The organism is Pseudomonas sp. GL-B-19 (genome assembly GCF_019956415.1).
Classification (GTDB): domain Bacteria; phylum Pseudomonadota; class Gammaproteobacteria; order Pseudomonadales; family Pseudomonadaceae; genus Aquipseudomonas.
This window is the reverse complement of the sequence record NZ_JAHBDK010000063.1, coordinates 1-26,342: the sequence shown is the minus strand read 5'-3', so window position 1 is coordinate 26,342 and position 26,342 is coordinate 1. Positions and strand designations below refer to the sequence as shown.

The 26,342-nt window shown below is 58.9% G+C and carries 21 protein-coding genes, 1 tRNA gene, 1 rRNA gene and 3 pseudogenes; 10 read left to right on the top strand and 16 right to left on the bottom strand.

Annotation, left to right across the window (positions count from 1 at the left end; all coding sequences use genetic code 11):
* Nucleotides 1-162: 162 nt before the first annotated feature.
* Nucleotides 163-1,380 carry an MFS transporter gene (locus tag KGB06_RS23050; RefSeq protein WP_223519853.1) on the bottom strand — a complete coding sequence of 406 codons (1,218 nt, stop codon included), beginning with the start codon at nt 1,378-1,380 and terminating at the stop codon, nt 163-165.
* Nucleotides 1,381-1,713: 333 nt separating this feature from the next.
* Here KGB06_RS23050 and KGB06_RS23045 point away from each other — a divergent pair, with 333 nt between their 5' ends.
* Entirely contained in the window at nt 1,714-3,768 is a 2,055-nt protein-coding gene (locus KGB06_RS23045) for a methyl-accepting chemotaxis protein (protein ID WP_223519851.1), read from the top strand.
* 116 nt (nt 3,769-3,884) lie between these two features.
* Nucleotides 3,885-3,961: transfer RNA gene (locus KGB06_RS23040), tRNA-Met, on the top strand.
* 89 nt (nt 3,962-4,050) lie between these two features.
* On the opposite strand, the gene KGB06_RS23035 is transcribed toward KGB06_RS23040, so the two are convergent.
* Nucleotides 4,051-5,160: a DUF2817 domain-containing protein gene (locus KGB06_RS23035; RefSeq protein ID WP_223519849.1), complete on the bottom strand. Its 1,110-nt coding sequence runs from the start codon at nt 5,158-5,160 to the stop codon at nt 4,051-4,053.
* A gap of 165 nt (nt 5,161-5,325) precedes the next feature.
* On the opposite strand from KGB06_RS23035, the gene ggt reads away from it, so the two are divergent.
* Nucleotides 5,326-7,158, top strand: coding sequence for a gamma-glutamyltransferase (gene ggt / locus KGB06_RS23030; RefSeq protein WP_223519847.1), 1,833 nt, complete (start codon nt 5,326-5,328; stop codon nt 7,156-7,158).
* 86 nt (nt 7,159-7,244) lie between these two features.
* On the opposite strand, the pseudogene KGB06_RS23025 reads toward ggt, so the two are convergent.
* Nucleotides 7,245-7,415 (bottom strand): annotated as a pseudogene (locus tag KGB06_RS23025) (TOBE domain-containing protein); the annotation flags it as partial.
* Nucleotides 7,416-7,668: 253 nt separating this feature from the next.
* Between KGB06_RS23025 and KGB06_RS23020 the strand changes: the two are divergent.
* Nucleotides 7,669-8,193 carry a hypothetical protein gene (locus KGB06_RS23020; protein ID WP_223519846.1) on the top strand — a complete coding sequence of 175 codons (525 nt, stop codon included), beginning with the start codon at nt 7,669-7,671 and terminating at the stop codon, nt 8,191-8,193.
* A 22-nt stretch (nt 8,194-8,215) separates the two neighbouring features.
* Here the strand turns inward: KGB06_RS23020 and KGB06_RS23015 are convergent, their stop codons facing one another.
* The 4 genes and pseudogenes from KGB06_RS23015 to KGB06_RS23005 all read right to left on the bottom strand — a co-directional run bounded on the left by KGB06_RS23015 (nt 8,216) and on the right by KGB06_RS23005 (nt 11,620).
* On the bottom strand, nt 8,216-8,812 hold the full coding sequence (locus KGB06_RS23015; RefSeq protein WP_223519844.1) for a flavin reductase family protein: 597 nt from the start codon (nt 8,810-8,812) through the stop codon (nt 8,216-8,218).
* A 57-nt stretch (nt 8,813-8,869) separates the two neighbouring features.
* Nucleotides 8,870-9,307: pseudogene (locus KGB06_RS30165) on the bottom strand (methyl-accepting chemotaxis protein); the annotation flags it as partial.
* Between the two features lie 102 nt (nt 9,308-9,409).
* Nucleotides 9,410-10,087, bottom strand: a pseudogene (locus KGB06_RS30160) (PAS domain-containing protein); the annotation flags it as partial.
* A 219-nt stretch (nt 10,088-10,306) separates the two neighbouring features.
* On the bottom strand, nt 10,307-11,620 hold the full coding sequence (locus tag KGB06_RS23005) for an MFS transporter (RefSeq protein ID WP_223519840.1): 1,314 nt from the start codon (nt 11,618-11,620) through the stop codon (nt 10,307-10,309).
* A gap of 202 nt (nt 11,621-11,822) precedes the next feature.
* Between KGB06_RS23005 and KGB06_RS23000 the strand changes: the two genes are divergently transcribed.
* A complete protein-coding gene (locus tag KGB06_RS23000) occupies nt 11,823-13,241 on the top strand; it encodes a short-chain fatty acid transporter (protein WP_223519839.1) in 1,419 nt (472 codons plus the stop codon).
* Between the two features lie 37 nt (nt 13,242-13,278).
* On the opposite strand, the gene KGB06_RS22995 is transcribed toward KGB06_RS23000, so the two are convergent.
* On the bottom strand, nt 13,279-13,623 hold the full coding sequence (locus KGB06_RS22995) for a DUF86 domain-containing protein (protein WP_223519837.1): 345 nt from the start codon (nt 13,621-13,623) through the stop codon (nt 13,279-13,281).
* Nucleotides 13,620-13,910: a nucleotidyltransferase family protein gene (locus KGB06_RS22990; RefSeq protein WP_223519835.1), complete on the bottom strand. Its 291-nt coding sequence runs from the start codon at nt 13,908-13,910 to the stop codon at nt 13,620-13,622. The genes KGB06_RS22995 and KGB06_RS22990 overlap by 4 nt, the downstream gene beginning before the upstream one ends.
* A gap of 321 nt (nt 13,911-14,231) precedes the next feature.
* Between KGB06_RS22990 and KGB06_RS22985 the strand changes: the two genes are divergently transcribed.
* Nucleotides 14,232-14,756 carry an SET domain-containing protein-lysine N-methyltransferase gene (locus tag KGB06_RS22985; RefSeq protein ID WP_223519833.1) on the top strand — a complete coding sequence of 175 codons (525 nt, stop codon included), beginning with the start codon at nt 14,232-14,234 and terminating at the stop codon, nt 14,754-14,756.
* 6 nt (nt 14,757-14,762) lie between these two features.
* On the opposite strand, the gene can is transcribed toward KGB06_RS22985, so the two are convergent.
* A complete protein-coding gene (can, locus tag KGB06_RS22980; protein ID WP_223519831.1) occupies nt 14,763-15,407 on the bottom strand; it encodes a carbonate dehydratase in 645 nt (214 codons plus the stop codon).
* A 141-nt stretch (nt 15,408-15,548) separates the two neighbouring features.
* Between can and KGB06_RS22975 the strand changes: the two genes are divergently transcribed.
* A complete protein-coding gene (locus KGB06_RS22975) occupies nt 15,549-15,953 on the top strand; it encodes a serine kinase/phosphatase (protein ID WP_223519829.1) in 405 nt (134 codons plus the stop codon).
* A gap of 144 nt (nt 15,954-16,097) precedes the next feature.
* Here the strand turns inward: KGB06_RS22975 and rimI are convergent, their stop codons facing one another.
* A complete protein-coding gene (gene rimI, locus KGB06_RS22970) occupies nt 16,098-16,550 on the bottom strand; it encodes a ribosomal protein S18-alanine N-acetyltransferase (RefSeq protein WP_223519827.1) in 453 nt (150 codons plus the stop codon).
* Entirely contained in the window at nt 16,543-17,283 is a 741-nt protein-coding gene (locus KGB06_RS22965; protein ID WP_223519855.1) for an energy transducer TonB, read from the bottom strand. Before KGB06_RS22965 ends, rimI begins: the two co-directional genes overlap by 8 nt.
* Nucleotides 17,284-17,521: 238 nt before the next feature.
* Between KGB06_RS22965 and mksB the strand changes: the two genes are divergently transcribed.
* From mksB to mksF, 3 genes are read left to right on the top strand one after another with little or no spacing between them, the layout of a single operon-like run.
* Nucleotides 17,522-18,799, top strand: a complete 1,278-nt coding sequence (gene mksB, locus KGB06_RS22960; protein ID WP_223519825.1) for an Mks condensin complex protein MksB — start codon at nt 17,522-17,524, stop codon at nt 18,797-18,799.
* The gene (gene mksE / locus KGB06_RS22955; RefSeq protein WP_223519823.1) at nt 18,789-19,490 is read left to right on the top strand and encodes an Mks condensin complex protein MksE; all 702 of its coding nucleotides are present in this window, start codon (nt 18,789-18,791) and stop codon (nt 19,488-19,490) included. Before mksB ends, mksE begins: the two co-directional genes overlap by 11 nt.
* A complete protein-coding gene (mksF, locus tag KGB06_RS22950) occupies nt 19,487-22,327 on the top strand; it encodes an Mks condensin complex protein MksF (protein WP_223519821.1) in 2,841 nt (946 codons plus the stop codon). Before mksE ends, mksF begins: the two co-directional genes overlap by 4 nt.
* Nucleotides 22,328-22,509: 182 nt before the next feature.
* On the opposite strand, the gene KGB06_RS22945 is transcribed toward mksF, so the two are convergent.
* The 4 genes from KGB06_RS22945 to rrf all read right to left on the bottom strand — a co-directional run bounded on the left by KGB06_RS22945 (nt 22,510) and on the right by rrf (nt 26,340).
* The gene (locus tag KGB06_RS22945; protein WP_223519820.1) at nt 22,510-24,813 is read right to left on the bottom strand and encodes an intermembrane transport protein PqiB; all 2,304 of its coding nucleotides are present in this window, start codon (nt 24,811-24,813) and stop codon (nt 22,510-22,512) included.
* Nucleotides 24,806-25,429, bottom strand: coding sequence for a paraquat-inducible protein A (locus KGB06_RS22940; RefSeq protein WP_223519818.1), 624 nt, complete (start codon nt 25,427-25,429; stop codon nt 24,806-24,808). The genes KGB06_RS22945 and KGB06_RS22940 overlap by 8 nt, the downstream gene beginning before the upstream one ends.
* Nucleotides 25,416-26,075, bottom strand: coding sequence for a paraquat-inducible protein A (locus tag KGB06_RS22935; RefSeq protein ID WP_223519816.1), 660 nt, complete (start codon nt 26,073-26,075; stop codon nt 25,416-25,418). Before KGB06_RS22935 ends, KGB06_RS22940 begins: the two co-directional genes overlap by 14 nt.
* Nucleotides 26,076-26,224: 149 nt before the next feature.
* Nucleotides 26,225-26,340, bottom strand: a 5S ribosomal RNA gene (rrf, locus tag KGB06_RS22930).
* Nucleotides 26,341-26,342 lie beyond the last annotated feature (2 nt).

The following is a 26,342-nucleotide window of genomic DNA, read 5'->3' as shown; positions in this document are numbered from 1 at the left end:
TCGTACAGGCCGACACATCGGTTGAAGACAGGGACTGTTTAAGCGTCGTATTCTTTTTCATGGACTCGCCCTCGCTGCCGTTGGCTTCTTAGACTGCCACCGTGGCGCATTGACGCCTCGGCGTGGGCGAGTCCATCCAATTACATTGGGAAATGTGTTGGTTCAGGCCTTTTTGGTTCTTGGCAAGAAGATCGCCAGCACCCCCAGCAACGGCAAGAACGAACACAGGAAGTACACGTACTCGATGCCATGCACATCCGCTAGATGTCCCAGCAGCGCCGCGCCAATCCCGCCGAAACCGAACATCAAGCCAAAGAACACCCCGGCAATCATCCCGACATTGCCCGGCACCAATTCCTGGGCATACACCACGATGGCCGAGAACGCGGAGGCGAGGATGAAGCCGATGATCACACTCAAGATGCTGGTCCAGAACAGGTCGACGTGCGGCAGTAGCAGCGTGAATGGCGCCACACCGAGGATCGAGAACCAGATCACCGCCTTACGCCCGATCTTGTCGCCGATCGGCCCACCGAAGAAGGTCCCCGCCGCGACCGCGCCCAGAAACAGGAACAGGTGCAGCTGCGAGCTGGCCACCGACAGGTCGAACTTCTCGATCAGGTAGAACGTGAAGTAGCTGGTGAGGCTGGACATGTAGAAATACTTGGAGAACACCAGCAGCCCGAGCACGACGAGCGCACTGATCACCCTCCCCTTCGACAAGCCGTGAGTCGCCGCCTGGCCTTGCTTGAGCTTGAACAGGTTCAAGTGGTTGGCGTACCAGCGGCTGATCCGGTAGAGCACGAACAACGCGAATACAGCGAATAGCCCGAACCAGGCCACATGCCCCTGACCGTAGGGAATGATGATCGCTGCCGCCAGCAACGGCCCGAACGCCGACCCGGCATTCCCACCCACCTGAAAGGTCGATTGCGCCAAACCAAATCGCCCGCCCGAGGCCAGTCGCGCCACGCGAGAGGCTTCCGGGTGAAAGGTCGACGAGCCGATACCGATCAGCCCCGCCGCCAGCAGAATCAACGGAAAAGTGCCGACCATCGACATCATGACAATGCCGATCAGCGTGCACACTGTCCCGGCGGGAAGCAGCCAGGGTTTTGGATGCCTGTCGGTGTAGTAACCGACCCACGGCTGCAATAGCGACGCGGTCAGTTGGAAGGTCAGCGTGATCAATCCGACTTGGGTAAAAGTCAGGCCATAGTTGGCCTTGAGCATCGGATAAATCGACGGCAGCACCGACTGGATCAGGTCGTTGATGAGGTGCGCCAGCGCCACCGCGCCGATGATGCGCACGACCAAAGGGCTGCTTTGTGAAGTCGCGGGTGCCGACGGCGCGCCGGTCTGAACGTTGCTGATAGCCATGAGTATTTCCGTATAGCAGATGGGTGCACGCAGGCAGGTGCGTCAATGTGCCATTTTTCCGTGCGACATTGCCATCCCCTTAGCCAGCTAACGAACTAAATATTCAACGCCCGACAGGTGATAGCGCAACGCCATGGTCTAAATCTTGCCTTGTTTAACCCCTTCAATGCGGGCCTCTTACAAAGGGGGCCGAGAATGGGAAGTTTCGCTACAGAGTCGGCCTACAGAGCTGGCGAGGGTGAACTTTCGAGGCCTTTTAAAAGAGCACCTGTCGCGGTCGCAATGACCTCGACGCACGCCGATGGTGCGTGGTGTCCACAGGAGTTATGGGGCATGTCGTTTTTATCACCGGGGATCGGGTTGCTGGGGCGTTTTGGCTTCGCACGCAAATTTCAGCTGTTGTTTCTCCTGTTCATCCTGCCACTGGCTGGCAGCCTGTTGATGATCGGTCAGGATTATCGCGCCAAACTTAGCCTCATCTCCGGCGAACGTGCCGGTGTGCGTCAGTTGCTCGCGCTGGATGCGCTCGACAACCTGCTCGCGGCCCAGCGTGATCGCGCTGCTCGCTGGCGCGCCACGGAAACCAATCGCCAGCCGACGCCCGCAACCCTCGCCGCGATGGCTGCGTTTGATGCGGTTCAGCCGGCCGTTGCTCAAGCCACCTCAGACCTCGGCAACGCGCTGAAAGTTGAAGGCGCCGAGGGCGAAACGCTGACCCGTTATCAAGCCCTGCAAACCGCGCTCAATGGCCTGGATTCGAAAAGCCTGAACGGTGTCGGCTGGTGGCCGGACGGTTACGACCGTTTCACCAACGCCTTGAGCGCCCTGCAAGCCCTGCGCGAACAGATCGCAATGGACAATCGCCTGACGCTGGCGCCGTGGCTGGAAACCTACCTGCTGACGCAGATCTCCACCCAGCACGCGCCGGACCTGATCGAACGGGTCGGCCGCCTGGCCAGCGTCGGTCAGGCGTCGGTTGTCTCCGGGCAGTTCACCCTGCAAAGCCGTCTGCAACTGCGTGACCTGCGCAGTCGTATCGGTGATGCCAGGGAGCAGTTGGTGAAAACCGCCACGCTCCTGGAAGCCCGCCTGCCTGGCGCATTGCAAAACTGGGCCGGGCAGTACCGAGACAGCGTCAAACAGCTCGACACGAGTCTGAAGGTGCTGGATGACGGCGTGTTCGGCGGCAGCATCAACCTCAAGCCAGAAGAGTTTGAACGCAACCTCGACGCCCTGCTCACCGACCTTGCATCCCTGCGCCAGCAATCGTTGATGTCGCTGGATCAACGCCTGGATTACTACCACGGCTCGGCGATTCGCCAGTTCATTGTGGTGGCGACGATCTTTGGTTGCCTGCTACTGGCCGCGCTGTACTTGTTTATCTGCCTGCAAGCCTCGATCCGGCGCAGCGCCAGTGGCATCACACTGCTGGCCGAAGCCTTGCGTGACGGCAATCTGAGCCTGCAAGCCCCCGTGCAGGGCCAAGACGAACTGGCGGCCATCAGCACCGCCCTGAACGTCGCCGTGGTGCAATTGCGCAATAGCTTGCAGGGAGTCGATCACGAAACCTTACAGGTGAGCAACGCAGTACGCACGCTCAACCATCACTCCAGCGGCGCACTCGGCGAAGTCGAAGCGCAACAATTGCAAATCAGCCAGATCGCCGCTGCGGCCACGCAACTGGCTGCCACCTCTCAAGGGGTCGCCCAGAGTTGTGAACAGGCGTCAGGCAGCGCTCAGCACACCCAGCGCATTGCCGCCGACAGCAGCCGAGACAGTCAGCGCACCACCGCCAGCATTCAGCAGCTCAATCAGCGCTTGAACGACACCGCCGCGGCACTGGGTCGGGTCAGTGAGCAAGGGCAACAGATTCAGTTGGTAGTCGACACCATTCGCGGTGTCGCCGAGCAAACCAACCTGTTGGCGCTCAACGCGGCTATCGAGGCGGCTCGCGCGGGCGAGCAAGGTCGTGGTTTTGCCGTGGTGGCCGATGAAGTGCGCAGCCTGTCACAACGCACCCAGGCCTCCACCGCGCAAATTGCCTGTACGGTCGACAGCCTGCGCAGCACCGTGAATGAGGCGGTCAGCCTGATGGAAGTGGCCTGTCGCCAGGCACAAAGTGATGCCCAATCCGTCACCGGCCTGGGTGAACGCCTCGGGGAAATTGCCCTCGCGGTGCAAGGCGTGACCGACACCCTGGCGCACATCGCGACCGCGGTGGAAGAACAGGCCAGCACCGCCGATGAAGTCAGCGGCAACATTCAACAAGTTGATCAGGCGGCGGTAAGGTTGCTGGAAGGCGCGCGGGCAGTGAACCTGGCGGCAGACACCTTGAGCCAGGGCAGCAAGGCCCTGAGCGCGAATACCGGGAGATTTCAGCTCAGTTGATGCCCTCCTCCGGCCCGTTTTTTCGGGTCAGGAGGATAAGCAGTTGAAAGCGTAGAGAAATATTTTAGATTTACGCTTGACACATCATCGTTCCAAGCCAATAATGCGCGCCACTTGGCTACATAGCTCAGTTGGTTAGAGCATAGCATTCATAATGCTGGGGTCCGGGGTTCAAGTCCCTGTGTAGCCACCAAGTACTAAAAACGGCTTACCGAAAGGTAGGCCGTTTTTTTATGCCTCGAGAAAAGTACCCTGAACCCCATGGGCTCAGGGTGATCCACGTCAGATGCGAATTGTCGGCAACGCTGACAGCGCCCGCTCCCAAATTTGCCAGGTGCGCAGCCAGACCATCGCCTGCCAATCGTTGTCGGCCGGATAGAACTGCTCCAGCAGATTCAGCTTGATCCCGCGCCCCACTGCATCACTCGGATTGCCATGCAGATGCAGCCAGTGGTCATCGCGCAAATGACGATGCACGTCGGCCCCCGGATACGTTCCGCACTCAATCACAAAGGGCATCAATCGTACCTGCGGCAACGCATCAACCAACGCCTGCGAGGTGTAGCCGGTCGCGGTTGCCGCCACACCGGTTTCGCTCAAGGTGTCGGCGCCGGTCAACAGCGTGTAGAGCCACGGGCCGTAAATGTCCTGCGCCTGCGGGAGCGCCGGATAAGCTGCCTCGGTGATCGTCAGCAACATCGGATGACCATACTCGCCGGCCCCCGTGTGCAAATCGAAACACATGGCCACGTCAGCATGTGCAACGTGCTTTTGCAGGATGGCGTGCAACGTGCGGTTCGACCAGCTTGGCGCCAGCCCACCGTAAAACAGACCGTCGGGGTGATTGTGTTGGCCGCCCTCGACAATCGACATCACCGCCGGCCAGCCATGTTGGCGAATCTGCTCGTCGAGTAAGGCATCGGCGCGTTCACGCTCAGGACCTTGCAGCTCAGTGCAGGCGTAGATGTCATGCAGCGTTGCGTAAGCCTGATTATCCGGCAATGAACGCTCGAAGTTCAGGTGATTGCGGTTCAGGTCGATGTTGTCTTCGTTAACCCGACGCAGCCACGCGGTGCCCCAGGGATTAATCAGGTGAATGAACACCACGGCCACATCGGCCGGCAGTGAGCGCTTGCCCAAGTCCTGCATCCATTTGATCTGGCAACCCGAACCGTAGAAGCCTTCGACGCCATGCGTGCCGCTCAGCGCTATCAGCAACCGCTTGGCGCCGGGATCGCCCAGCACCGCCACATCGGTGCTCAAGGGCTCCCCGAAAGGCCCTTTGAGTGGATGCGGGTATTCGGTCAACGTCGCACCGGCCTCGGTGGCTGCTGCCAGGAACTGCTCTCGCTGGGTACGGTAACTTGGCTGGATGGGGAACTCAGTCTGCATGTCTGCCTCTTGTTGATCTTCTGACCCGTCTGTTGCGCTCGACCCTACAGAAAATCCGTCGATTCATGAAGGGCAAAAACAGCTTTACTGTAGGTCTTGGTTTGCGCCACCCCGAGGCGACCGATAAAGTCCCGGTAACTTTCCCCACGGACGGAGTGCCCCAACGTGTTTTCAGCCTTCCACTTGAGCCGCTATCGCCGCTCGGCCCTGTCGCTGATCGCCATTGCGCTGACCCTCAGCGCCTGCAACGCGCCACCTACGTCGACATTGCCGGTTGCGCCAGAAAGCGCCTCGGGCTATCGCACCGACCTGCAAACCCGGTACGCGTCCAGACATATGGCGGCAGCGGCCAATCCTCTGGCGGCCGAAGCCGGTCGGGAAATGCTGCGTCAGGGTGGCTCGGCGATTGATGCCGCGATTGCGATGCAAGCGGTACTGACGTTGGTCGAGCCACAATCCTCAGGCATTGGCGGCGGCGCATTGATTGTGCTTTGGGATGGCAAGGCTGTGCGCACCTTCGACGGTCGCGAAACCGCACCGGCCGGCGCTACCGAGAAACTTTTCCTACAGACCGACGGCACACCGATGGCATTCACCCCAGCGCAGATTGGCGGTCGTTCGGTAGGGACGCCGGGCGTTTTACGAGCGCTTGAGCTGGCCCACCACAAACACGGTCGTCTTCCGTGGGCGAAGCTGTTCGAACCTGCCATCCAACTCGCGGAGCAAGGCTTCCCCATTTCGCCGCGTCTGCACCAATTGATCGCCTCGGATTCGTCCATGCGCAGCTCGCCGGACATGGTGGCCTACTTTCTGAACGCTGATGGCAGCCCGAAAGCCGCCGGCACACTGTTGAAGAATCCGGCACTGGCCGCTGTGTTGAAACGCATCGCCAACGAAGGGCCTGACGCGTTGTACAAAGGCGCCATCGCGCAAGAGATCGTCACCAAGGTTCAGGGGCACGCCAACCCCGGCAGCCTGTCGTTGAACGATCTCCAGGGCTACCAGGCCAAGGAACGCGCGCCGCTGTGCACCGACTACAAACGCTGGCAGGTGTGCGGCATGCCGCCGCCGTCGTCCGGCGGGATCGCCGTGGCGCAGATCCTCGGCACCTTGCAGGCCCTGGAAACCCGCGACCCGCGTTTCGCCCTGGCGCCGCTTAAACCGGTCCGGACCCAAAAACCCGCTGGCACTGAGCCCGCCCCGGAAGCGGTGCACCTGATCGCCGAAGCCGAGCGCCTGGCCTACGCCGACCGCGCGCAGTACGTGGCCGACGCCGATTTCGTGCCCGTGCCTGTCAAAGGGCTGGTCGACCCGGCTTATCTGGCCAGCCGCGCCGCCCTGATCGGTGATCGCAGCATGGGCGTGGCCAAACCCGGCACCCCGCCGGGCATTCAGGTGGCCTACGCGCCGGACCGTTCGCCGCTGCGAATCTCTACTTCTCAAGTGGTGGCCGTGGATGACCAAGGCGGCGCCGTGTCCATGACCACCACCATTGAATCCGGATTCGGCTCGCATGTGATGGTTCAGGGGTTCCTGCTCAATAACGAGCTGACCGACTTCTCGTTCATCCCCGAAGAAAACGGGCAGAAAGTTGCCAACCGCGTCGAGCCCGGCAAACGCCCACGCTCGTCCATGGCTCCGACCCTGATCTTCGACCGCCAGAGCGGTGAATTCCTCGCCACTCTCGGCTCTCCCGGCGGCTCGCAAATCATCGAATACGTCGCCAAATCCACCATCGGCCTGCTCGACTGGAACCTCGACCCACAAGCCGCCATCAACCTGCCCAACTTCGGCAGCCGCAATGGCCCGACAGAGCTGGAAAAGGGAGAGTTCAGTGCCGAGTTGATTCAAGCGTTGAAGGACAAAGGGCACAGCGTGAGTGAGATCGACATGACCAGCGGTACCCAGGCGATTGTTCGGGTCAAGGATGCGCATGGAAACGCATCGCTGGCCGGTGGGGCCGATCCTCGGCGCGAAGGGGAAGCATTGGGGGATTGATTCGTACATGGGAATGAAAAAGGGCTTACCGGGAGGTAGGCCCTTTTTTACAGGTCTCGCGTGATGTTTATTCCTATCCGCAATACTTAGGCTGGCACACCCAAAATAATGTGCAACGCTTTGATCACTGCCGTTGCACTCACACCCGACTCCAGTCCCAGCTCCGCAACCGCTTCACGGGTAACAATCGAATAAACTTCACTGCCGCCATCAAGCTTGATCACCACTTCCGCGTTCACCAGCACCACACTGACGCTTGACGCTTAGCGTGTGATCTTCAAAGCCCGTCGCGTTGTGCGCTTCTCCAGCGCCAGATCCAGCACTTCTCGCAAAGCCCACAACCCTGTGGGAATCGCCCTCCAACACCCTCGGAAGCTTCAGACATAAGTGTTTCAGCGGTTGTTTTAAAGTGTGTCCCGAATCGCAGGCGTCATGATTTGACCAGCGGGTTTCCCCGCTCAAACCCAGCGCGTCCGATACTTTTCACAACCACCAAGGCGTTTACATTTGATGAGCAACCGTTGGAAGAGCAATTCGCGCAATGAGTCTGGTGCGTTTCTCAAGCGCTTTAAAACCGAACTGATCGTGGGCTTCATTCTTGGCGCAATCCCCCTGCTGATCCACTCCACGAGTCAGGCCGAACTGCAAGCCATTCTCCAGTCGTTGCTGGCCAGCGCGCCCATCATCAGCCATGGCTTTTGCCTGCTGACGATCTACATCGCGGTGTGCATTCACAAGAAAATTCACCGGCTGAAAAGCGACCGCATGCGTGAACGGTTCGAGGTGATCTACAAGGTCACGGCGGAAGTCGGGACGAGTTTTCTGACCCTGCTGCGTACCGGCCTTGGGGCGATCGTCGGTTTCCTGATGATTGCCCCCTTCATGGAGGACGTGCCGATTTCACTGAACCATTGGCTGACCACGCTCATGCTCTGCCTCATGACCCTGGTGTTCTCGGCATCGGTATCGTTGCTGCATGACTTTTTGATGACTCGCCCGACCCGCAGCCATCCTAAAAATCACATTCGCTTGTAAAGACGCAGGCCTGGTGGCTGAATTACGGCAGGGTCTTGCCATCCACCGGATCGCCAATCATCAGAAAATGCCCGCCCGCCACATGATGCAAGGTGCGCAATGCATCCTGCCCTTCGAAGTGCCAACGGCCCTCACTGAAGACGCGCTCATCCGCCTGAGCGGCAATGACTTCAGCCAGGAACAGATCGTATTGCTGATGATTATTGGGCTCTGGCAACAGCCGACATTCCAGCCATGCCACACAGCCTTCGAGCATAGGGGCATCAATCAGCTCACCACTGAAGGTTGGCAAACCATAGGCCTGGAACTTGTCTTGACCTTGGCCCTGGGTCAATTCCAGGCCTGACGTCGAGCCAACGGTCTGGGTGATATCGGCCTGCGCCGCGCAGGGAACGTTCAGCACGAACGTTCCCGAGGCTTCCAGCAGTTGCCGGGTCCAGGTGGACTTGTCCAGCACCACGGCAATTTTCGGCGGTTCGAAATCCAGCGGCATGGCCCAGGCGGCGGCCATGATATTGCGCTGGCCATCATGGGCCGCGCTCACCAGTACGGTCGGCCCGTGATTGAGTAGACGATACGCCTTGGACAAAGGAACCGGCCGGCGGTGGGAATCGCTCATGTTGTCTGCTCCTGGGAAAAGAGCCGATTGTAGCGATTTTCACCGCGACGGCAGGGATCAAGTCGCCAGCTGATTGGCGAACTGCCCCACCGCGTTCACCACCTTCTGCGCACCGTCTTGAATCTCGACAATCACCGTGCCGGCTTCCGCCGCCAGCGCCAGACCTTGTTCCGCCTGAAGTTTGCCGTCGGTCATCAGGGCCACGGCATTGCGCGCCATCTCCTGGTTCTGACGCACAACACCGACAATTTCATCGGTGGCCTGGCTGGTGCGAGACGCCAACTGCCGGACCTCATCCGCGACCACGGCAAACCCCCTGCCCTGTTCGCCAGCCCGTGCCGCCTCAATGGCCGCGTTGAGCGCCAGCAAGTTGGTCTGTTCGGCAATGCCGCTGATGGTTTTGACGATAGTGCCAATGACCAACGATTGCTCATTCAACGCTTCGATGCCATCGCCAGCGGTTTGCATGTGCCTGGCCAGGTCGCGCATGACGGTCACCGCCTGAGTCACCACGGCCGTACCGCGCTGGGCACTTTCGTCGGTTTGTTGAGAAGTGCTGTAAGCAATGTTGGCCGCTTCGGCAACGGCGTTTTCCTGATTGACCTGATCGGTAATCACTGTGGCGAACTTCACCACTTTGTAGAGCTTGTTGTTGGCATCGGTCACCGGGTTGTAGGAAGCTTCCAGCCAGACCATACGACCATGGCTGTCGAAGCGTTTGAAACGGCCGGCGACAAACTCACCCGCGTTCAGGCGCCGCCAGAAGTTTTGATACTCGGCGCTGTTGTACTCCTGCGGCTCACAGAATGCCCGGTGATGTTTGCCCTTGATCTGCGCGAGGCTGTAACCCATGCCGCTGAGGAAGCGGTCGTTGGCCGTCAGCACGTTGCCATTGAGGTCAAACTCGATCACCGCCGTCGAGCGCACCAGCGCGCCGATCAGGTTCTCGTGCTCACGAGACGCTTCGATGGTGCGCGTCAGGTCGCTGGAGTAAATCGAAAAATTTTTGATCCGGCCATCCGCCGAGCGCACCGGCTGCAAAATCGACCGCAACCACGCTTCCTGGCCATTGCCCCGCAGCAATCGCACGGCACCGGCAAAATGCTCGCCACGAGTCAGCGCGTTTTGGAAGCGGCGGTGGAATTCGTCTGATTTCACATGGGTGGGAACAATGTCTTCGATGTGACGACCGACCAGATCGTTGCTCTTGTAGAACATCTCTGCGATGAAATTCTGGTTGGCCGATTGAATCCGCCCATCTGGATCAAGGGTCATGACCAGCATCTCGCTATCCAGACTGTCCTTCACTTGCTGAAGGCTGGAGAGTTCTTCGCGAAGAGCCGACAGCTCCTGCTTCAAGCGTTTATTGAACATGGAAAACACCGATGGACTGGGAGGGAAAACGGCCTGCTGCCTAGCCATCGGCGGTACGGGTACTTTCTGAAGAGTGTTTCAGGGTTGTCCTACAAATATAGTTGCCGTCACAACCTGCGATTACATCGCGCCAGCCGCCGCGCAATGACCGATCTTGGGCATGCGCGTACCAAAATACGCCGCGCTGCCAACGCCCACCGCCCCCATCACTGCACAGAAGATCACGCAGATCCACGGGCTCCAGGGCATCAGACCGATTAACAACAGAGGTGTGATACTCGCCCACGCGGCGTAGGCAATGTTGTAAGTGAAGGAAATCCCCGAGACGCGAACCCGCGCCGGGAACAGGCTGATCATTACCGACGGCACCGCGCCGACCACCCCGCAGCTCAGGCCGGCAATCGCATACGCCAGACCTGTCCAGTTGCCGCTGCTGATCAGGCAGCCGTAAAGCACGCCAATACCCAGCGGCAACAGCAGGCTATAGAGCATGACCGTGCGCCAGGCGCCGATGCGATCGACCAGCAACCCGGCAAGCACGCAGCCGATGTTCAGGAAAACAATGCCCAACGCGCTCAGAGCGAAAGTATGGCTGGCGGTCATGCCGAAGGTTTTTTGCATCATGGTCGGAGTGATGACAACGAACACCACCACGGCCGAAGTCAGCACGCAGGTGAGGATCATGGCCGGCAACATCGCCAGACGATGCTCACGCAAGACCGTGCGCAACGGCAGTTCGACGGCGGCATCGCGCTGGGCCTGCATCGCCATGAACACCGGGGTTTCACTGAGCCAGCGGCGCAGCCAGACGCCGATCACCCCGAACACACCGCCCAGCAGGAACGGGTAACGCCAGGCGAAATCGAGAATTTCCGCAGGGGTGAACGCCTGTGCGAGAAAGGTCGCGGTGAGGGCGCCGATCAAGTAACCGAAGGTCAGCCCGGCTTGCAGGAAACCGAGGGCATAACCGCGATGCCCGACCGGCGCGTGCTCGGCGACAAACACCCAGGCGCTCGGCACTTCACCACCCACCGCCGCGCCTTGCAGGACACGTAATACCAACAGTAGCAGCGGTGCCCAATAGCCGATCTGCGCGTAGGTCGGCATGATCCCGATCAGCAGGCACGGCAGCGCCATCATCAGGATGCTCAGGCTGAAGACTTTCTTGCGCCCCAGCCGGTCGGCGAAATGCGCCATCAGAATCCCGCCCAATGGGCGCGCCAGATAACCGGTGACGAAGATTCCAAAACTTTGCAGCAGGCGCAGCCACTCAGGCATTTCCGGCGGGAAGAACAGTTGGCTGAGGGTCAGGGCGAAAAAAACGAAAATGATGAAATCATAGATTTCCAGCGCGCCGCCAAGGGCCGCCAGGCCTAGGGTCTTGTAGTCCGAGCGGGTAAAGGGCATCGGGCGCGAAGGGGTGTTGGCAGTCATGAAAAAGAACTCTGCAGCCGGTAAAAAAACCAAGGTGCCCATGGTCTACGCAAACGCCTCCACGGACAAGCCGTTAGACCATAGTCCTGTTTTGGTAAAACTTTGTCACACGGCAGGATCGGTTGATTTACTGTTGGCATCTGTCTAGACGGGCCGTTACAGCCCGAAGACCACCATAAACATAAAAATTCGAGGTACGCCCGTGGCTGCTGATATCGAAGATACCCGCTCTGCCCGTTTTGCCCTGCGCTGTTCAAATTTTGCCGAACGCTGGTTCCCCGATTCCTGGGTGTTTGCCGCGCTGGCAGTCATCATCGTCGCCGTAGCGACCCTGTTCATGGGCGCCAAACCGACTGACGCCGCCATGGCGTTCGGTGACGGGTTCTGGAGCCTGATCCCGTTCACCATGCAGATGGCGTTCGTGGTGATTGGCGGTTATGTGGTCGCCAGCTCGCCGCCAGCGGTGAAACTGATCGACCGTCTGGCGCGCCTTCCGAAAAACGGCCGTTCCGCAATAGCCTGGGTGGCATTGATTTCCATGGTCGCCTCGCTGCTGAACTGGGGCTTGTCGCTGGTGTTCGGCGGTTTGCTGGTGCGCGCCCTCGCCCGCCGTACCGATCTGAAAATGGATTACCGTGCCGCCGGTGCTGCCGTCTATCTGGGCCTTGGTGCGGTGTGGGCCTTGGGCCTGTCGTCGTCCGCTGCACAACTGCAGGCCAACCCGGCCAGTCTGCCGCCGTCGATCCTGGCGATCACCGGGGTCATTCCCTTCACCCAAACGATCTTTTTGTGGCAATCCGGTGTCATGCTGCTGGCGCTGATCGTGGTCTCGCTGATCGTTGCCTACGCCACCGCGCCAGGTCCCAACACGGCCCGTGACGCCAAAGCCTGCGGCGTCGACCCGAGTTTCAACCTGCCACCACTGCAACCACGCACTCGCCCCGGCGAATGGCTGGAATACAGCCCGCTGCTGACCCTTTTGCTGGTGCTGCTGGCGGCTGGCTGGCTGTTCCACGAGTTTTCGACCAAACCGTTGCTCAGTGCCATCTCCGGGCTGAACACCTACAACTTCCTGTTCCTGATGCTCGGCGCGCTGCTGCACTGGCGTCCGCGCAGCTTCCTCGACGCGGTGTCCCGCGCAGTACCGACCACCACCGGAGTGCTGATCCAGTTCCCGCTGTACGGCTCGATCGCCGCCTTGATGACCACGGTCAAAGGCACTGACGCTCAGACCCTGGCGCACCACATCTCGACCTTCTTCGTCAGCATCGCGTCCCACGACACCTACGCGGTGCTGATGGGCGTGTACTCGGCGATTCTGGGCTTCTTCATCCCGTCCGGCGGCGGCAAGTGGATCATTGAAGCGCCGTACGTCATGCAAGTGGCCACCGACCTGAACTATCACCTGGGCTGGGCCGTACAAATCTACAACGCGGCCGAAGCGCTGCCGAACCTGATCAACCCGTTCTACATGCTGCCGCTGCTGGGCGTGCTCGGATTGAAGGCGCGGGACTTGATCGGATTCTCGTTCGTGCAGTTGCTGGTGCATACGCCGCTTGTGCTGTTTCTGCTGTGGGCGCTGGGGACGACGCTGACGTATACGGCGCCGGTGATGCCTTAATTAAAGTTGATTGCGCCTGCCGGGGGGGCAGGTGCAATCAGGTTTGGTCGGTGGGTAACACTTTCAATAGTTCTGGCAAAGCTGCCTGAACCGTATCCCACACCACCTCAAGATTGATATCGAAATAGCCATGAGCGATGCGATTACGCATACCGCGCATGCTGCGCCACGGCACTTGCGAATTTTCGCCTGCAAAGTCCGCGTAACCATCCATTATCTTGGTAGCCGCTTCGCCAATAATGATGAGGCTCATGATGACTGCTTGCTGGGTACGTTTGTCGTCGAAAAATTCGTCTTTACTCAACCCCTCGACGAAAACAAGTGCATCACCAGCGGCTTGACGCATGTGGTCCAGGTAGTCACCGAGCCGGTTGAGGGTCATATAGGCCGCGCCTCTTCCAGCACCTGCTGACGAAACTTCAACGGAAGATCCCCCGGCGTTAGCAGGTCGACACTAACCCCCAGTAAATCTTCGAGCTCAACCTGAAGACCGCCCAGATCGAAAAGCGTGGCGCCCGGGAGTGCATCCACCAGTAAATCCAGGTCACTCCCCTCTTTATCGGTGCCGAATAATGCGGAACCGAATACACGCGGATTGGATACACGAAAGCGGCCGACGACCTCGCGTACGGCTGCGCGTTTTAGATCCAGTGCGATTGAAGGTTTCATGATTGACCTTTACCAAGTCCAGTATTGCGCCAGTCTAGCAGTGCTTGGGATAGGTAAACACCGCGCTACTTGTAACCCCTCTGTCACATTTCGCTTCAAGCACACCGATACGTAACTGGATCAAGCATCGCAAACAAACCTGGCAAAAACCTACGGGATGTTCTACACCTCGAAGCGCGAAAAAAGTGCACTCCCCCCACTGTCAGTTCTGACAGTAGACCCGTCGTTTCATATGCGAGATTGTGAGGCATGCCCCTGTGTTGCAGGGCTGACAGGATTGTCAGTGTTGGAAGTCGCAACGCGTTGCCGACAAGGATCGTTATGAAACCTCATCCGCTGCACCCAACGTCTTCGCCTCCGCCGAATGGCATTTATCCGTTTCCAGAGCTGCCGCTCAGCCTGGGATTTCCATCACGGGCCGACTTCAAAATCATCTGCACCGCCGATGGCTCGGCGGTGGCCGTCACAGCGTTGTGCGAGTTTCCACGGATCAGCCGAATCTGCCGTGTGTCGGGGCATGTGCTGCCTTATCGCGATCAACACACGCGACAAATGGCGACCGACATTCATCTCTATGACCCGCGTTTCAGCGGCCTGCTGCAGCATTCCTGCGACCCCAACGTGTTTTTTGACATGAGCGAACTGTGGTTGTGGGCGCTGAAGGACATCAAGAAAGGCGACAGCCTGACGATGGACTTCGCCGCAACCGAAGACAAACTGCTACGCCAGTTCGCCTGCCTGTGTGGGTCGCCGGAGTGCCGAGGCTGGATCACCGGTTACGATGAACCGCCGAACGCCGACGGCCAGCTGTTTTATCAACACTGGCGTCGGCGCAGTCTTTGTTGAGGACCTTTACAACTTCTCGACCGGACGCAGACGGTATTGCGGCGGCAGTTGCTCAAACCCGCTGATGGTCGCGTTCAGGCTTTTCCAGCGGCCGTCCTTGATGCCGTAAATGCAGCCGTGGATCGACAGTTTCTGCCCTCGATGCCAGGCGTTTTGCACAATGCTGGTATGCCCGACGTTCGCCACTTGCTGAATCACGTTCAGCTCGCAGAGACGGTCGACTCGCTCTTCTTCGGTCGGCAACTTGGCCAGTTCTTCGCGTTTTTCATAATAAAGGTCGCGAATCGAGCGCAGCCAGCCGTCGATCAGGCCCAGCTGGCGATCCTGCATCGAGGCGCGCACACCGCCACAGCCGTAGTGACCGGTGACCAGTATGTGTTTGACCTTGAGCACGTCCACGGCGTACTGAATCACCGACAGGCAGTTGAGGTCGGTGTGCAGCACCACGTTGGCCACGTTGCGGTGCACGAACAGGTCGCCGGGCAGCATGCCGACGATCTCGTTGGCCGGCACACGGGCGTCGGAGCAGCCAATCCACAAATATTCCGGCGTCTGTTGGCGGGCCAGCTTGGAGAAGAAGTCCGGATCTTCCTGTTTGATCGCTTCGGCCCAGCGTTCGTTGTTATCAATCAGATCTTGTAATTCGTTCATGCTGTAAAGCCTCAAGAATGATGCGCTGGTTTGACAGACAACCACCCGTCGGGGTCACGCGCTTGATGCAAGTATGGCCGGTGGAATTCTCGGGAGTTCAGTGGGTCCACCGTAGTAAGACCCACAGTATGAGGAATTGCCATGACTGAATCACGACGTCCGTTCGATGCGGCGCAACCAGAGCCGATCGACGACAACGAAGACCGCATAGGCAAGGTGCATGAGCTGGACTTCGACGAGGAAGAACCCGGTGGCAAGATCGGTGACGAACTGCTGGTAACCGAACGCGTACGGCTGATGCCCATTGAACGCCTGCGTGAAGGGGGCATGGCGGGCGCCTCGACCGATGATCACGAGCCTACCGATGATGACATGAGCCCGGAAACGCTAATCCTTGAGGATGGCGCGCGGGATGCTCATGAAGCCGGTGAAGGCGATCAGGCGGATTGGGATTTGAGCATTGTCGATGAAGATGACATTGGCGGCGGTAATGGGCTGGATGAAGCGGAGATGGCGAATCGGGATCCGATGGATGGGAATCGTTGATCTTTATTGACTGTTAAGCCGCCATCGCGAGCAGGCTCACTCCCACAATGGATCTGTGTAGTACACAAATCCTGTGACCGATATAGATCAACTGTAGGAGTGAGCCGGCTCCGGGCGGCGTTCCGACGATGCTTTTAAGGGGGGTCAGTCGACGAGTGTGCAGGCCATGACCACGGCATCTTCCCGGCCACCAACGGCCGGATAATAATCCCGACGCCGGCCAATCTCATTAAAGCCGTACCGCTCATACAAACGAAATGCCGAGCGGTTACTGTCGCGAACTTCCAGAAAACACTCCCGCGCCTCAGCCTTGTAGGCAATCGACATCAAGTGCTCCAGCAGCGTCAGACCCAAACCACGGCCCTGATTCTCCGGCTTCACGGTGATATTGAGCAGATGCGCCTCATCCAGAATGATCTGCACCACGCCATGCCCGACCTGCTGCTGCCCTTCGAACATCAGCCAGATCTGGTATTTGCCCAACCCATCGAGAAAAATCCCGCGGGTCCAGGGATGGCTGTATGCCGCGTATTCAATTTTCAGTACTGCTTCCAGGTCCGCCTCGGTCATTACGCGGAACGATACTGCGTCACTCATTTGATTCTTTCCAGCGCGCCATCAGCCGACGCATGGCTTGCCAGACATCAGCCTTACGCTGTGGCTCTTCCATTAATAATTCCAGACCCGGCAGGGCCCAGACCGAGCCCAGGCCTTCGACCTGGAGTTCACGGTTGAATGATTCGGCATTGGCCTCACCGGCAAACCGCACCGCCGGCAGACCGATCAGCCACACGCAAACGCATGGAGCATCTTCAATGCGCGCCGAGAGAAAACCCTGTACGAAGTCGCGAGCCGCTTCCAGGCCTTGGTCCATGGTGCCACGAGCCAGGAGCGGCCAGCGTACCGGTTCGCCGACGATCTGCGGGCTGTCCGGCAGACCGGCGGCGCGCAGCATGTCTTTGAGCAGCAAATAGGCGGGATCGCGGGTCTGGAACGTTTCGCCTGTGGGTAACTCCACCAGCAGCAGGCAGCGACCGGCGCGCAGCAATTGCAGGGCGAAGCGCGGTGGCGGCACTTGCACAGCCTTGGCGACGACCGGCGCCGCCTCTTCTTCGACCTTGGCGTTGGTCCGCGTACTGGCCAACGACGGGCGAGGGACCTCGATTTTCACCCGTTCGGCCGGTTTGACCACAGGCTCCATGGGCGCTTCAGCCACTGGAGCCGGGGCCACCGGCGCCACGACCAACGGCTCGGGCATCTCCAGCAACTCGGGGCGGGAGGGCGCGGCAAAGGGCAATTCGGTGCGCGGCAGCCAGTTGACCACCTGCATGGCAGTCAAATAAGCGCGGCGACGGGACTCGATAAGCAAAGGTCGGCCACTTGTGGATAACTAAAGTGCGGTGATTCTACCGCCCTTCGCTAAAGATCGCCCGCGCTGTTGATCGATAGACTTCACCGATAGTCTTTCCACCTATGAAAAATGGCGACAGCCCGTCCCGAGAGTGAATCGACACGCCCGCGATGCAGTACAATCGCGGCTTTTAATCGCCAACCAGCCGGCCATTCCGATGATCGAACCCAAGCGCGTCTTGCGCGCCCTCGCTGAACACTGGGCACTTCTGGAGCCACTGTGCGAGCACTTCGACCAAGGCACCTTGAGCCTCAACGAACTGCGTTCACAGTTGGCCGCCCAGCAACTCGACAGTACGCCGCAGGACATCACCAGCCTGCTGGACGTGTGGATCCGCCTCGATATTCTGGTTCCGGTGGCGAAAAGCCCGAACCGTTTCGAGCTCAATGCGCAGATCCACGACTTCCTCGCCTACCTGCGCCGTGAGCACCGTCTGGGCCTGTGCCTGGAGATTGAAGCCTACTTGCGTCACCTCGAGCGCCTGGCCGGTTACATTCAGGACGCCTTCGACGTTCGCGACGGCCATGACCTGGCGCGCCAATTGCGCTTACTCGATATGCGCGTACGCGACGTACTGAAAAAACTCGATAACGATGAACAGGCGCTGGTAGCCGTCGCCGAAAGGGCGAAAACCAGCGACCGACAGATTCCATTGCGTCAGCGTTACGCTGAAGTGCTGGCGACCTGGGACGAATACGTCGAACCGATGATTGACCTGGTGAACGCCGACGGCGCCTTCGAACAAGGTGTACGCAAGGTCGAAACCGTCCTGCTGAAGATGCTCAGCGAGCAGCAACGCCTCGGCCATCTGGTCGACGACGACATGCTGCTGCGCACCCACGCACGCATCCTCGAAATGCAGACCAGCGCCCAATTGACCCTGCGTCATGCCCGCGAACTGTTGCTGCCGCTACGTGAAGAAGCTCGTCGCCACAATGCCGTGACCCGTGGCGCGGCGCTGGCCTTGTCGGCCATCCGTCGTAAAGGCATCGATGCGGTGCCGCAAGCCGCCATGCCGATGTTCACCCGACCGCAAAGCACGTTCCTCGGCAGCGCCAGTCAGGTCGAAGCCTACGTGTATGCGCTGGCCCGTTTCGAGCCTAAACCGGCGCGCTTCCCCAAGGCCCACAAGACCCAGAAAGGCGAAACACCGCGCGCGCCACGTACCGTTCGCGAAATGCTCGAACGCTGCGAAGACGCCCTGCCAATGCCGGACCTGATGACCTGGCTGCTGGAGCAGGAGCCGGACGGCGCTACTGACGAATTGCTGTACTGGTTCTCACGCCTGTCGAGGGAGAAACGCTTCAAACGCGAGCGTCTGGAACGCCGCGATTACCACACTCATGAGCACCAGGTCAGCCTGCGCTCCTTCGCCCTGCTCTCGGCCGGCGACACCGCCGCCGAGGATTCTGCGAGCATCCCACATGCATCTTGATCTAAACGAACTGTCCCAGCTGGCGCCGATCTTTCGCGAGCTGTTCAAGGGCTATCACGTCAGCCGCCGCGACCCGGAGCTGTACGCGCAACTGTCGAACTTCCAGGACCAGTACCGCACGCTGTTCAAGGCCTTGGGCTTTGAACTGGTGTGCGACACCCGGGGGTTCTACTACTTCGTGCCGGATCTGGCCGCTGCAGCGGTGAACAAGACTGCCCAGCGTCTGGCGCTGTTCACCTTCATCCTTGTCGAACATCTGGCGGATCAGGGCCGTGACCCGGTCGCCGTGCTCGACGGTGGCAGCCTCGGTCGCGATGAATTGCCTTCCTTGCTGGAAAAGTACCGCGACCTGTTCATCCAGGCTGAAGTACAGACGGTCGAAGAACTCGAAGAAAAAATCATGCGCCGCATGACCCAGCTCGGTTTTGCCGGCGAAGAAAACGGCATCTACCGTTTCCTGCCGCCGATGCACCGCTTCCTCGATGTCTGCCTTTCGGTTCAGCAGGACCGCGATCTGGCGGCCAGCCTGCACAGCGTGCTGCCATTGCCGGTCCCGGTGCTGATCGATGACGATAGCGACGAAAAGCTGTTGGAAACCGATGATCCGCTGGATTTGACTGACTTCGAAGAAGAAAGCGAAGAAGACGCCATGGCCCGCGCCATCGCCGAAGAACAGGAGATCGACGCATGAGCAAGGAACGCTACGGCATTCGCCGCTTTGCCCTTTTGAACACCGCCGGTTACAGCCTCGGCCTGTTTCCGCTGGAAGAACCGCTGTCGGTGTACGGCGCGAACAACCTCGGTAAATCCGCCTCGATCAACGCCTTGCAGTTCCCGATTCTGGCGCGCATGTCGGACATGAGTTTCGGCAAGTACAGTCTGGAACAATCCCGGCGTTTCTATTTCGCCTCAGACACCAGTTACATCCTCGTTGAAGTCTCGCTGCCCCACGGTCCACACGTGATCGGCGTGGTCGGTCGCGGCCCGGGCGGTGGTTTCGGTCACCAGTTCTTTGCCTATGCCGGCAAACTCGATCTGGCGCACTACCAGAAAAACGACACCTGCCTGCGCCAGAAAGAACTGTTCACCAACCTTGAGCGCGAAGGCCTCAAAGCCTACGAGTTGAAGCCTGATGAGCTGCGTCGTTTACTGGTTGGCGGTCACACCTCGATTCCGCTGGACCTGACGTTGATCCCGCTGCGCTCCACCAGCGAGCAGAGCCTGAAGACATTCCGCGCGCTGTTCATCAACCTGTTGCACATGCGCGAAATCACTGCGGCCAAGCTCAAGCAACTGTTCCTCGATGCGTTCGAGCACAGCCTGCGCTCCGGCAGCGTCGACTACATCGCCGCGTGCGAAGAAGCATTCCGCGATGTTCGTCGCATGGAGCAGGATTACAACTCGCTGGTCACGGCTGGCCCGCTGGTTGAAGCACTGGCCGCCGGCGTGGCCCAGCGCAATATCCTGCGCGGCAAACTGCACAGGATCTCGCCGCTGCTCGATTCCCTGCTCGGCACCTGGTCGGACTATGCCGGTGCGCGCAAGGAAGAGCTGACGATTCAGGCCGAGCATTACCGCAACGAGCAAGACGCGCTGCAAAACGATCAGCGCGGTGGCACGCAAGAACTGATGCGCCTGGAACGGGAAATCACCGGTATCCAGCGCTGGCTCGGCGAGTTGTCGGTGCTCAAGCATCGCTTCGCGCTGGTCGATGACGTCAAAGTGCTGGAGCAACAACTGCTCGCAGCCAAGGACGCGCACGATGAGCTGGCTGGTGCGCTGGCGCAGTCGCGGCAGTTCTCTGCCGAAGATCTGGAAGAACGTCTGCGCGATCTGGAAAAACGCCTCAAGTCGGTCAAGCAGCAACTCGATCACGCTGATAACAACAGCTACGCCCGTCTGCGTGAAGAGTTTTCGCAGCAGGACGTCGAGCGTTTAATGCGTCTGTTCAATAGCGCTTTGTTCAGCCTGCCGCTGGGTGAGCACGGCATCACGCTGGACGAGGACGGTCAGTGGGTCAAATCCATGGAGCTGATCCTCGACGGTTTCAAAGGCGAGCGCTTCGAAGTGCCGGGCCTGTCTATCGACATTTCGCACATCGAACCGCCAGCACTACAAGCCCTGGCTGACCGTGCCGCGTTGCGCGATCAGAAAGAGCGTCTGGACAAAGAACTCAAGCAGCTCAAGACCCAACAGGCCGTCGCCGCCGACCGCGCGGCGAGCAAGACCCAGACCGAAGCGCTGTACCAGCAAGTACTGGATGCACAGAAAGCCCTGGAAGATTTCCGTCGTGCGCAAACCCTGAGCGCCGAGGAAGGCGACAAACTTGAGCAACTGGCGCAAATGGAAGCGGCGCAGGACGAATTGAAGCGTTCCAGCGATGCCTTCACCGAACGCGTCCAGCAACTGTCGGCCAAGTTGCAACTGGTCGGCCGTCAGATTGGCGACATGGAAGCCAAGCAACGCACCCTCGACGACGCCCTGCGCCGCCGTCAGCTGTTGCCGGCAGACTTGCCATTCGGCACGCCGTTCATGGACCCGATCGACGATTCCATGGACAACTTGCTGCCGCTGCTCAATGACTATCAGGACAGCTGGCAGGGTTTGCTGCGCAGTGACGGTCAGATCGAAGCACTGTATGCGCAGGTCCGCCTCAAGGGTGTGGCCAAGTTCGACAGCGAAGACGATATGGAACGCCGTCTGCAACTCCTGATCAACGCGTATGCGCACCGCACCGACGAAGCCCTGACACTGGGCAAGGCACGCCGTGCAGCGGTCACCGACATCGCCCGGACCCTGCGCAACATCCGCAGCGACTACGACAGCCTTGAGCATCAACTGGCGCTGTTCAACCGCGAGATCAACAAACGTCAGGTGTCCAACCTGCAAAGCTTCCGCATCGTGCTCGCGCCGAACAAGGAAGCGCTCAAGCACATCGACCAGATCATCCACAGCGCCGGCCAATACGAAGAAGGCGAAACCCTCTCCGTGTTCGACCTCAGCCAAAGCGCCGATCAGGACAACAAGAACGAAGAAGCCAAGGAGTACCTGGCGCGGCTGGTGGCGGCAAACCATAACCAGCTCGGTCTGAAAGACTTGTTCGAACTCGCGTTCGAAATCACCAAGGTCAACGGTCAGCCGGTGATCCACACCGACATTGATGGCGCCGCCTCCAACGGCACCACGATGACCATCAAGGCGCTGACCAACATGTACTTGTTGCTGCACTTGATGGACCGCGACCAGGCCGGTCGCGTGCGCCTGCCGTACTACCTCGACGAAGCGGCGGACATCGACGAAAAGAACCAGGCAGCGCTGCTGGAAACCAGTTTGCAACTGGGCTTCGTACCGATCCTGGCGAGTGTGAAGCCGCAGGTTTGCGCCAGTGTTGCGATTGACCTGGAAGGCGGAAGCGGGCCGAACGGGATCTACATCGATGAGGCGGACTGGAAGTACATTCGTCGTCATGATGAGGTGAAGGCCAGCGTTGTTGCGCAGGCTGATGAGCCGGAGCTGGATGTAGTCTGAGTTAAACCGTCAGATACGAAAAAGGCCGCGATCCAATGGATCGCGGCCTTTTTTGTGGGAGCCTTTCGGTGAGTTTGAGGCTCTCATCGCGAGCAGGCTCACTCCCACAATGGTTCGGTATGCACCGGATTTAATGTAGGAGCGGGCTTGCCCGCGAAGGCGGCATTACAGGCACCGATAGACTACTTGCCGATTGCGATCTTCGGCGCCCAGGTCAGCCATTCATCTTCAAACTTGTCGAACAGCGGGAAGGTTTGCTCAGCCCGCGCCGGACTACCCATGCGATCACCGTCCGGCGTGGCAAAGGCGATGCCGCCCTGAATCAGCGTCTCCAGCGATTCAGTGCGCACCGTCGCGCCTTTGAACAAGCTGTAGTCGAGTCCAAAACCGCTGCTGTTCCAGAAACGCGTACCGCTGCGCACCAGAGGCGCGTATTTCGGCTCGATCAGAATGTGCACCAACACACGATCCGCCGTCTGTCCGAGTTCATAGCCAGTGACCTTGCCGACGGTAATTTCGCGGTACGTCACCGGCACACCGGTTTTCAGCGAACCACGGCGAGCGGCACTCAGGACGAGACTCAAACCGGCTTCCTGCTTGGCCGACTCTGGTGGATTGGCCAAGACGACGAAGTTCGTTTGTGGCCCAAGATTTTTCGGTGCGGGCTGCACTTCGATGTATTGGCCGGTGACCAGGGTTTCGAGGTTGGAAGACTTGATCAGACCCAACTCAGGTTTCACCACCCAGAACTGACTGCCGACCCGGGCAATGCGCTCCGGCACTACGGTGATCCGTGCGGTGAGCATCACCGATTGCAGATCATCAGTGAGGTCAACGTCTTCAATCTTGCCGACATCCAGGCCTTTGAATCTCACAGGCGTGCCGTTGCGCAAGCCATCGGCGCGCTCAACCTTAATGGTGACCACGGTGCCTTTCTGATTGGCCTCGTCATGGTTGGCGAACAGGCGAAAACGCGGGATCTTTTTTTGCAGCGGTGCCTTGGCTTCAGGTGTCTCAAAGGCGATGCCGCCGGCCATCAGGCTTTGCAGCGATTCACTTTTGACCTGGATTCCGTCCGTCAGTCCGCCCGTAAGCGTGATGCCGCTGGCATTCCAGAATCGCGTCGAGGCGTTAACCAACCCTTCGTATTCCTTCTCGATATGGACACCGATCACCAGTCGCTTCGTTTTCTTGGAGAATTGATAACTCTGGACCGAACCGACCTTGACCTGCTTGTAGAGAATCGGGCTGCCGACTTCCAGCGAGCCGAGGTTTTCGGTGAACAACACCAGGTGCAGGCCCGGTGATCGCAGATCCAGTGGCGGCGCCTTGGGCCGCGCCACGAATTCGCGTTGCGGCGCTGAACCTTTATCACCAGGGCGCACCGCGATGTAGTTACCTTTGACCAACGCTTCCAGACCGGTGATACCCGCGAGGGAAATCGACGGTTTGACCACCCAGAACTGAGTGCCGGTGACCAGGTAATCTTCGGCCAATGGATCAAGGGTCAATTCAGCGGTGGCACCGGACAGGTCCGGATCGATCTTGAGGGCCTTCAGATTGCCGACCTGGATGCCTTTGTACATCACCGGCGTGCGGCCGGCCTGCAAGCCTTCAAAATCGGTGAGTTTGACCTTGACCCGAATACCGGCTGCCGCGGCGTCAAAGTCTTCGTAGAGACGGAACGGCAAGCTAGGATCGGTGGGCGGACTGTCTTTGCGATTCTCCGGTGTGGCGAACGCGATACCACCGGCGACGATGCTGGCAAGCGACTCACTGCGAATTTTCACACCGGACAGGTTGGCGTCGATGCTGATGCCGCTGGCATTCCAGAAACGCGTGTGTTTGCGTACCAGATTGGCGTAAGTGGGTTCAATGAAAACTTTGAGTTCGACGGTACTCTGGTCTTCCGAGAGCACGTAGCTTTTGATCTCGCCGACCTTGATCTGCTTGTAGAACACAGGGCTGCCACGGTTCAGAGAACCGAGGCGATCAGCCTTGATGGTCAGGTGCAAACCCGGCTTGGCGTCGGACAACGGTGGTTCTTCGGCTAGCGCCTTGAATTTGCGAGTGGGCTCACCTTCACCGGGGTTGATCGCTACGTAATTACCCGAAACCAGCGTCTCCAGACCGGTAATACCGGCCAGTGTCACGCTCGGTTTGACCAGCCAGAAGCGTGTGCTGGTTTTGAGGTATTGCTCGACATCCTTATTCATCTCGACAGTCGCGATCACGCCTTTGGAAGCACCTTCGTCATCGAGTTTTAGGGCTTTCACCTTACCGACGGACATGCCTTTGTAGACCACTTCGGTCTTGTTGGCCTGGATGCCTTCGCCGCTTTCGAAACGTATCTGAACCTCGATGCCTGTCTCGTTATAAGCACGCCAGCCGAGCCAGCCGCCGATGATCAACGCGATCAGGGGCAGAATCCAAATGGCTGACCAGTTCGAGGCCGGTCGGGTTGTCGCTGTAGGCAAATCAGTCATGGTCGTCGTCCGACTCCGTGTTATCCCAAATCAGTCGGGGATCGAAAGAAACTGCGGCAAGCATCGTCAAAATCACCACACTGGCGAAGGCGATGGCGCCAAGATTGGCTTCAATGCTGGCAAGCCGTCCAAAATTCACGACCGCCACCAGAATGGCGATCACAAAGATATCCAGCATCGACCAGCGGCCGATGAACTCGATAAAGCGGTACATCCAGATACGTTGGCGAGCCGAGAGTGGCTGGCGGCGCTGTATCGAAAACAGCAGCAACCCGATGCCCACCAGTTTGAACGTCGGCACTAGAATACTGGCAATGAACACAACTGCCGCGATGGGAAACATGCCGTAATGAACCAGATCAATCACGCCGGACATGATGGTGCTGGGGGCGCCCTTGCCGAGTGAATTGATGGTCATGATCGGCAGCATGTTGGCCGGAATGTAGAGAATCGCAGCGGTAATCAGCAGCGCCCAGGTGCGCACCAGGCTGTTCGGGCGACGGGCATGAACCAGCGCACCACAACGGGTGCAAACTTGCTCGTCGGTGTCAGCTTCCTGCTTGTTCAACTCATGGCATTCCGCACAAATCAGAATGCCTGCATCAATCGCCCGCATGGGCATCCTCTCCTGATAAAGCCTGCCAGATCTGATGAGGCGACATCACAACCTCCAACCCGACCTGAACCAACAGCAAACTGATAAAGCACACCAGACCAAGACCTACGCTAATGGCTGCCATATCTGCCAGTTTTACGAACGCGACCAGTACGCCCATGAGGTAAACCTCAAGCATGCCCCAGTCCCGTAAATGGTGATAAATGCGATAGAGCAGCAAGCCGTAGCTGCGTCCAATATCAAAGCGAATACTCAACAAGACTGCCAATTGGCAGAGCAGTTTGAGCAAAGGGATACCCATACTGCACAGGAACACAATCACCGCAACGCTTTGCATTCCAGTATCGAACAAAGCGACAACGCCGCTCCAGACGGTGTCCTTCGACGATTGCCCGAGTAGATTAAGCTCCATGATGGGTAAAAAGTTCGCCGGCACATACAACAATAACGCGGCAATGACCAAGGCGAGACTGCGTTGCACGACGTTGTGCCGATGGGCGTAGAGCTCATAACCGCAGCGCGGGCACAGCGCTTTCTCGCCATGGGCGAGCTCGGGTTTTCGCATCAGCAAGTCGCACTCATGACATGCGACCAAATCGTCCAGCGGTAATTCTGACAGCCTTGGGGCGTCAACCGAATCTGGCATAAAGGCTCTGGCTCCGAGAAAGTTGGGCCTATTCTAGAGGTATGAGTCGAAAATAACTGCGCCAATTTGTGCGTTAAACAGAGGTGTACTTTCCTGCGGACAAAACAAAACCCCTACCTGCATACGCAGATAGGGGTTTCGGAATTTAATCTTGACGATGACCTACTCTCACATGGGGAAACCCCACACTACCATCGGCGATGCATCGTTTCACTGCTGAGTTCGGGATGGGATCAGGTGGTTCCAATGCTCTATGGTCGTCAAGAA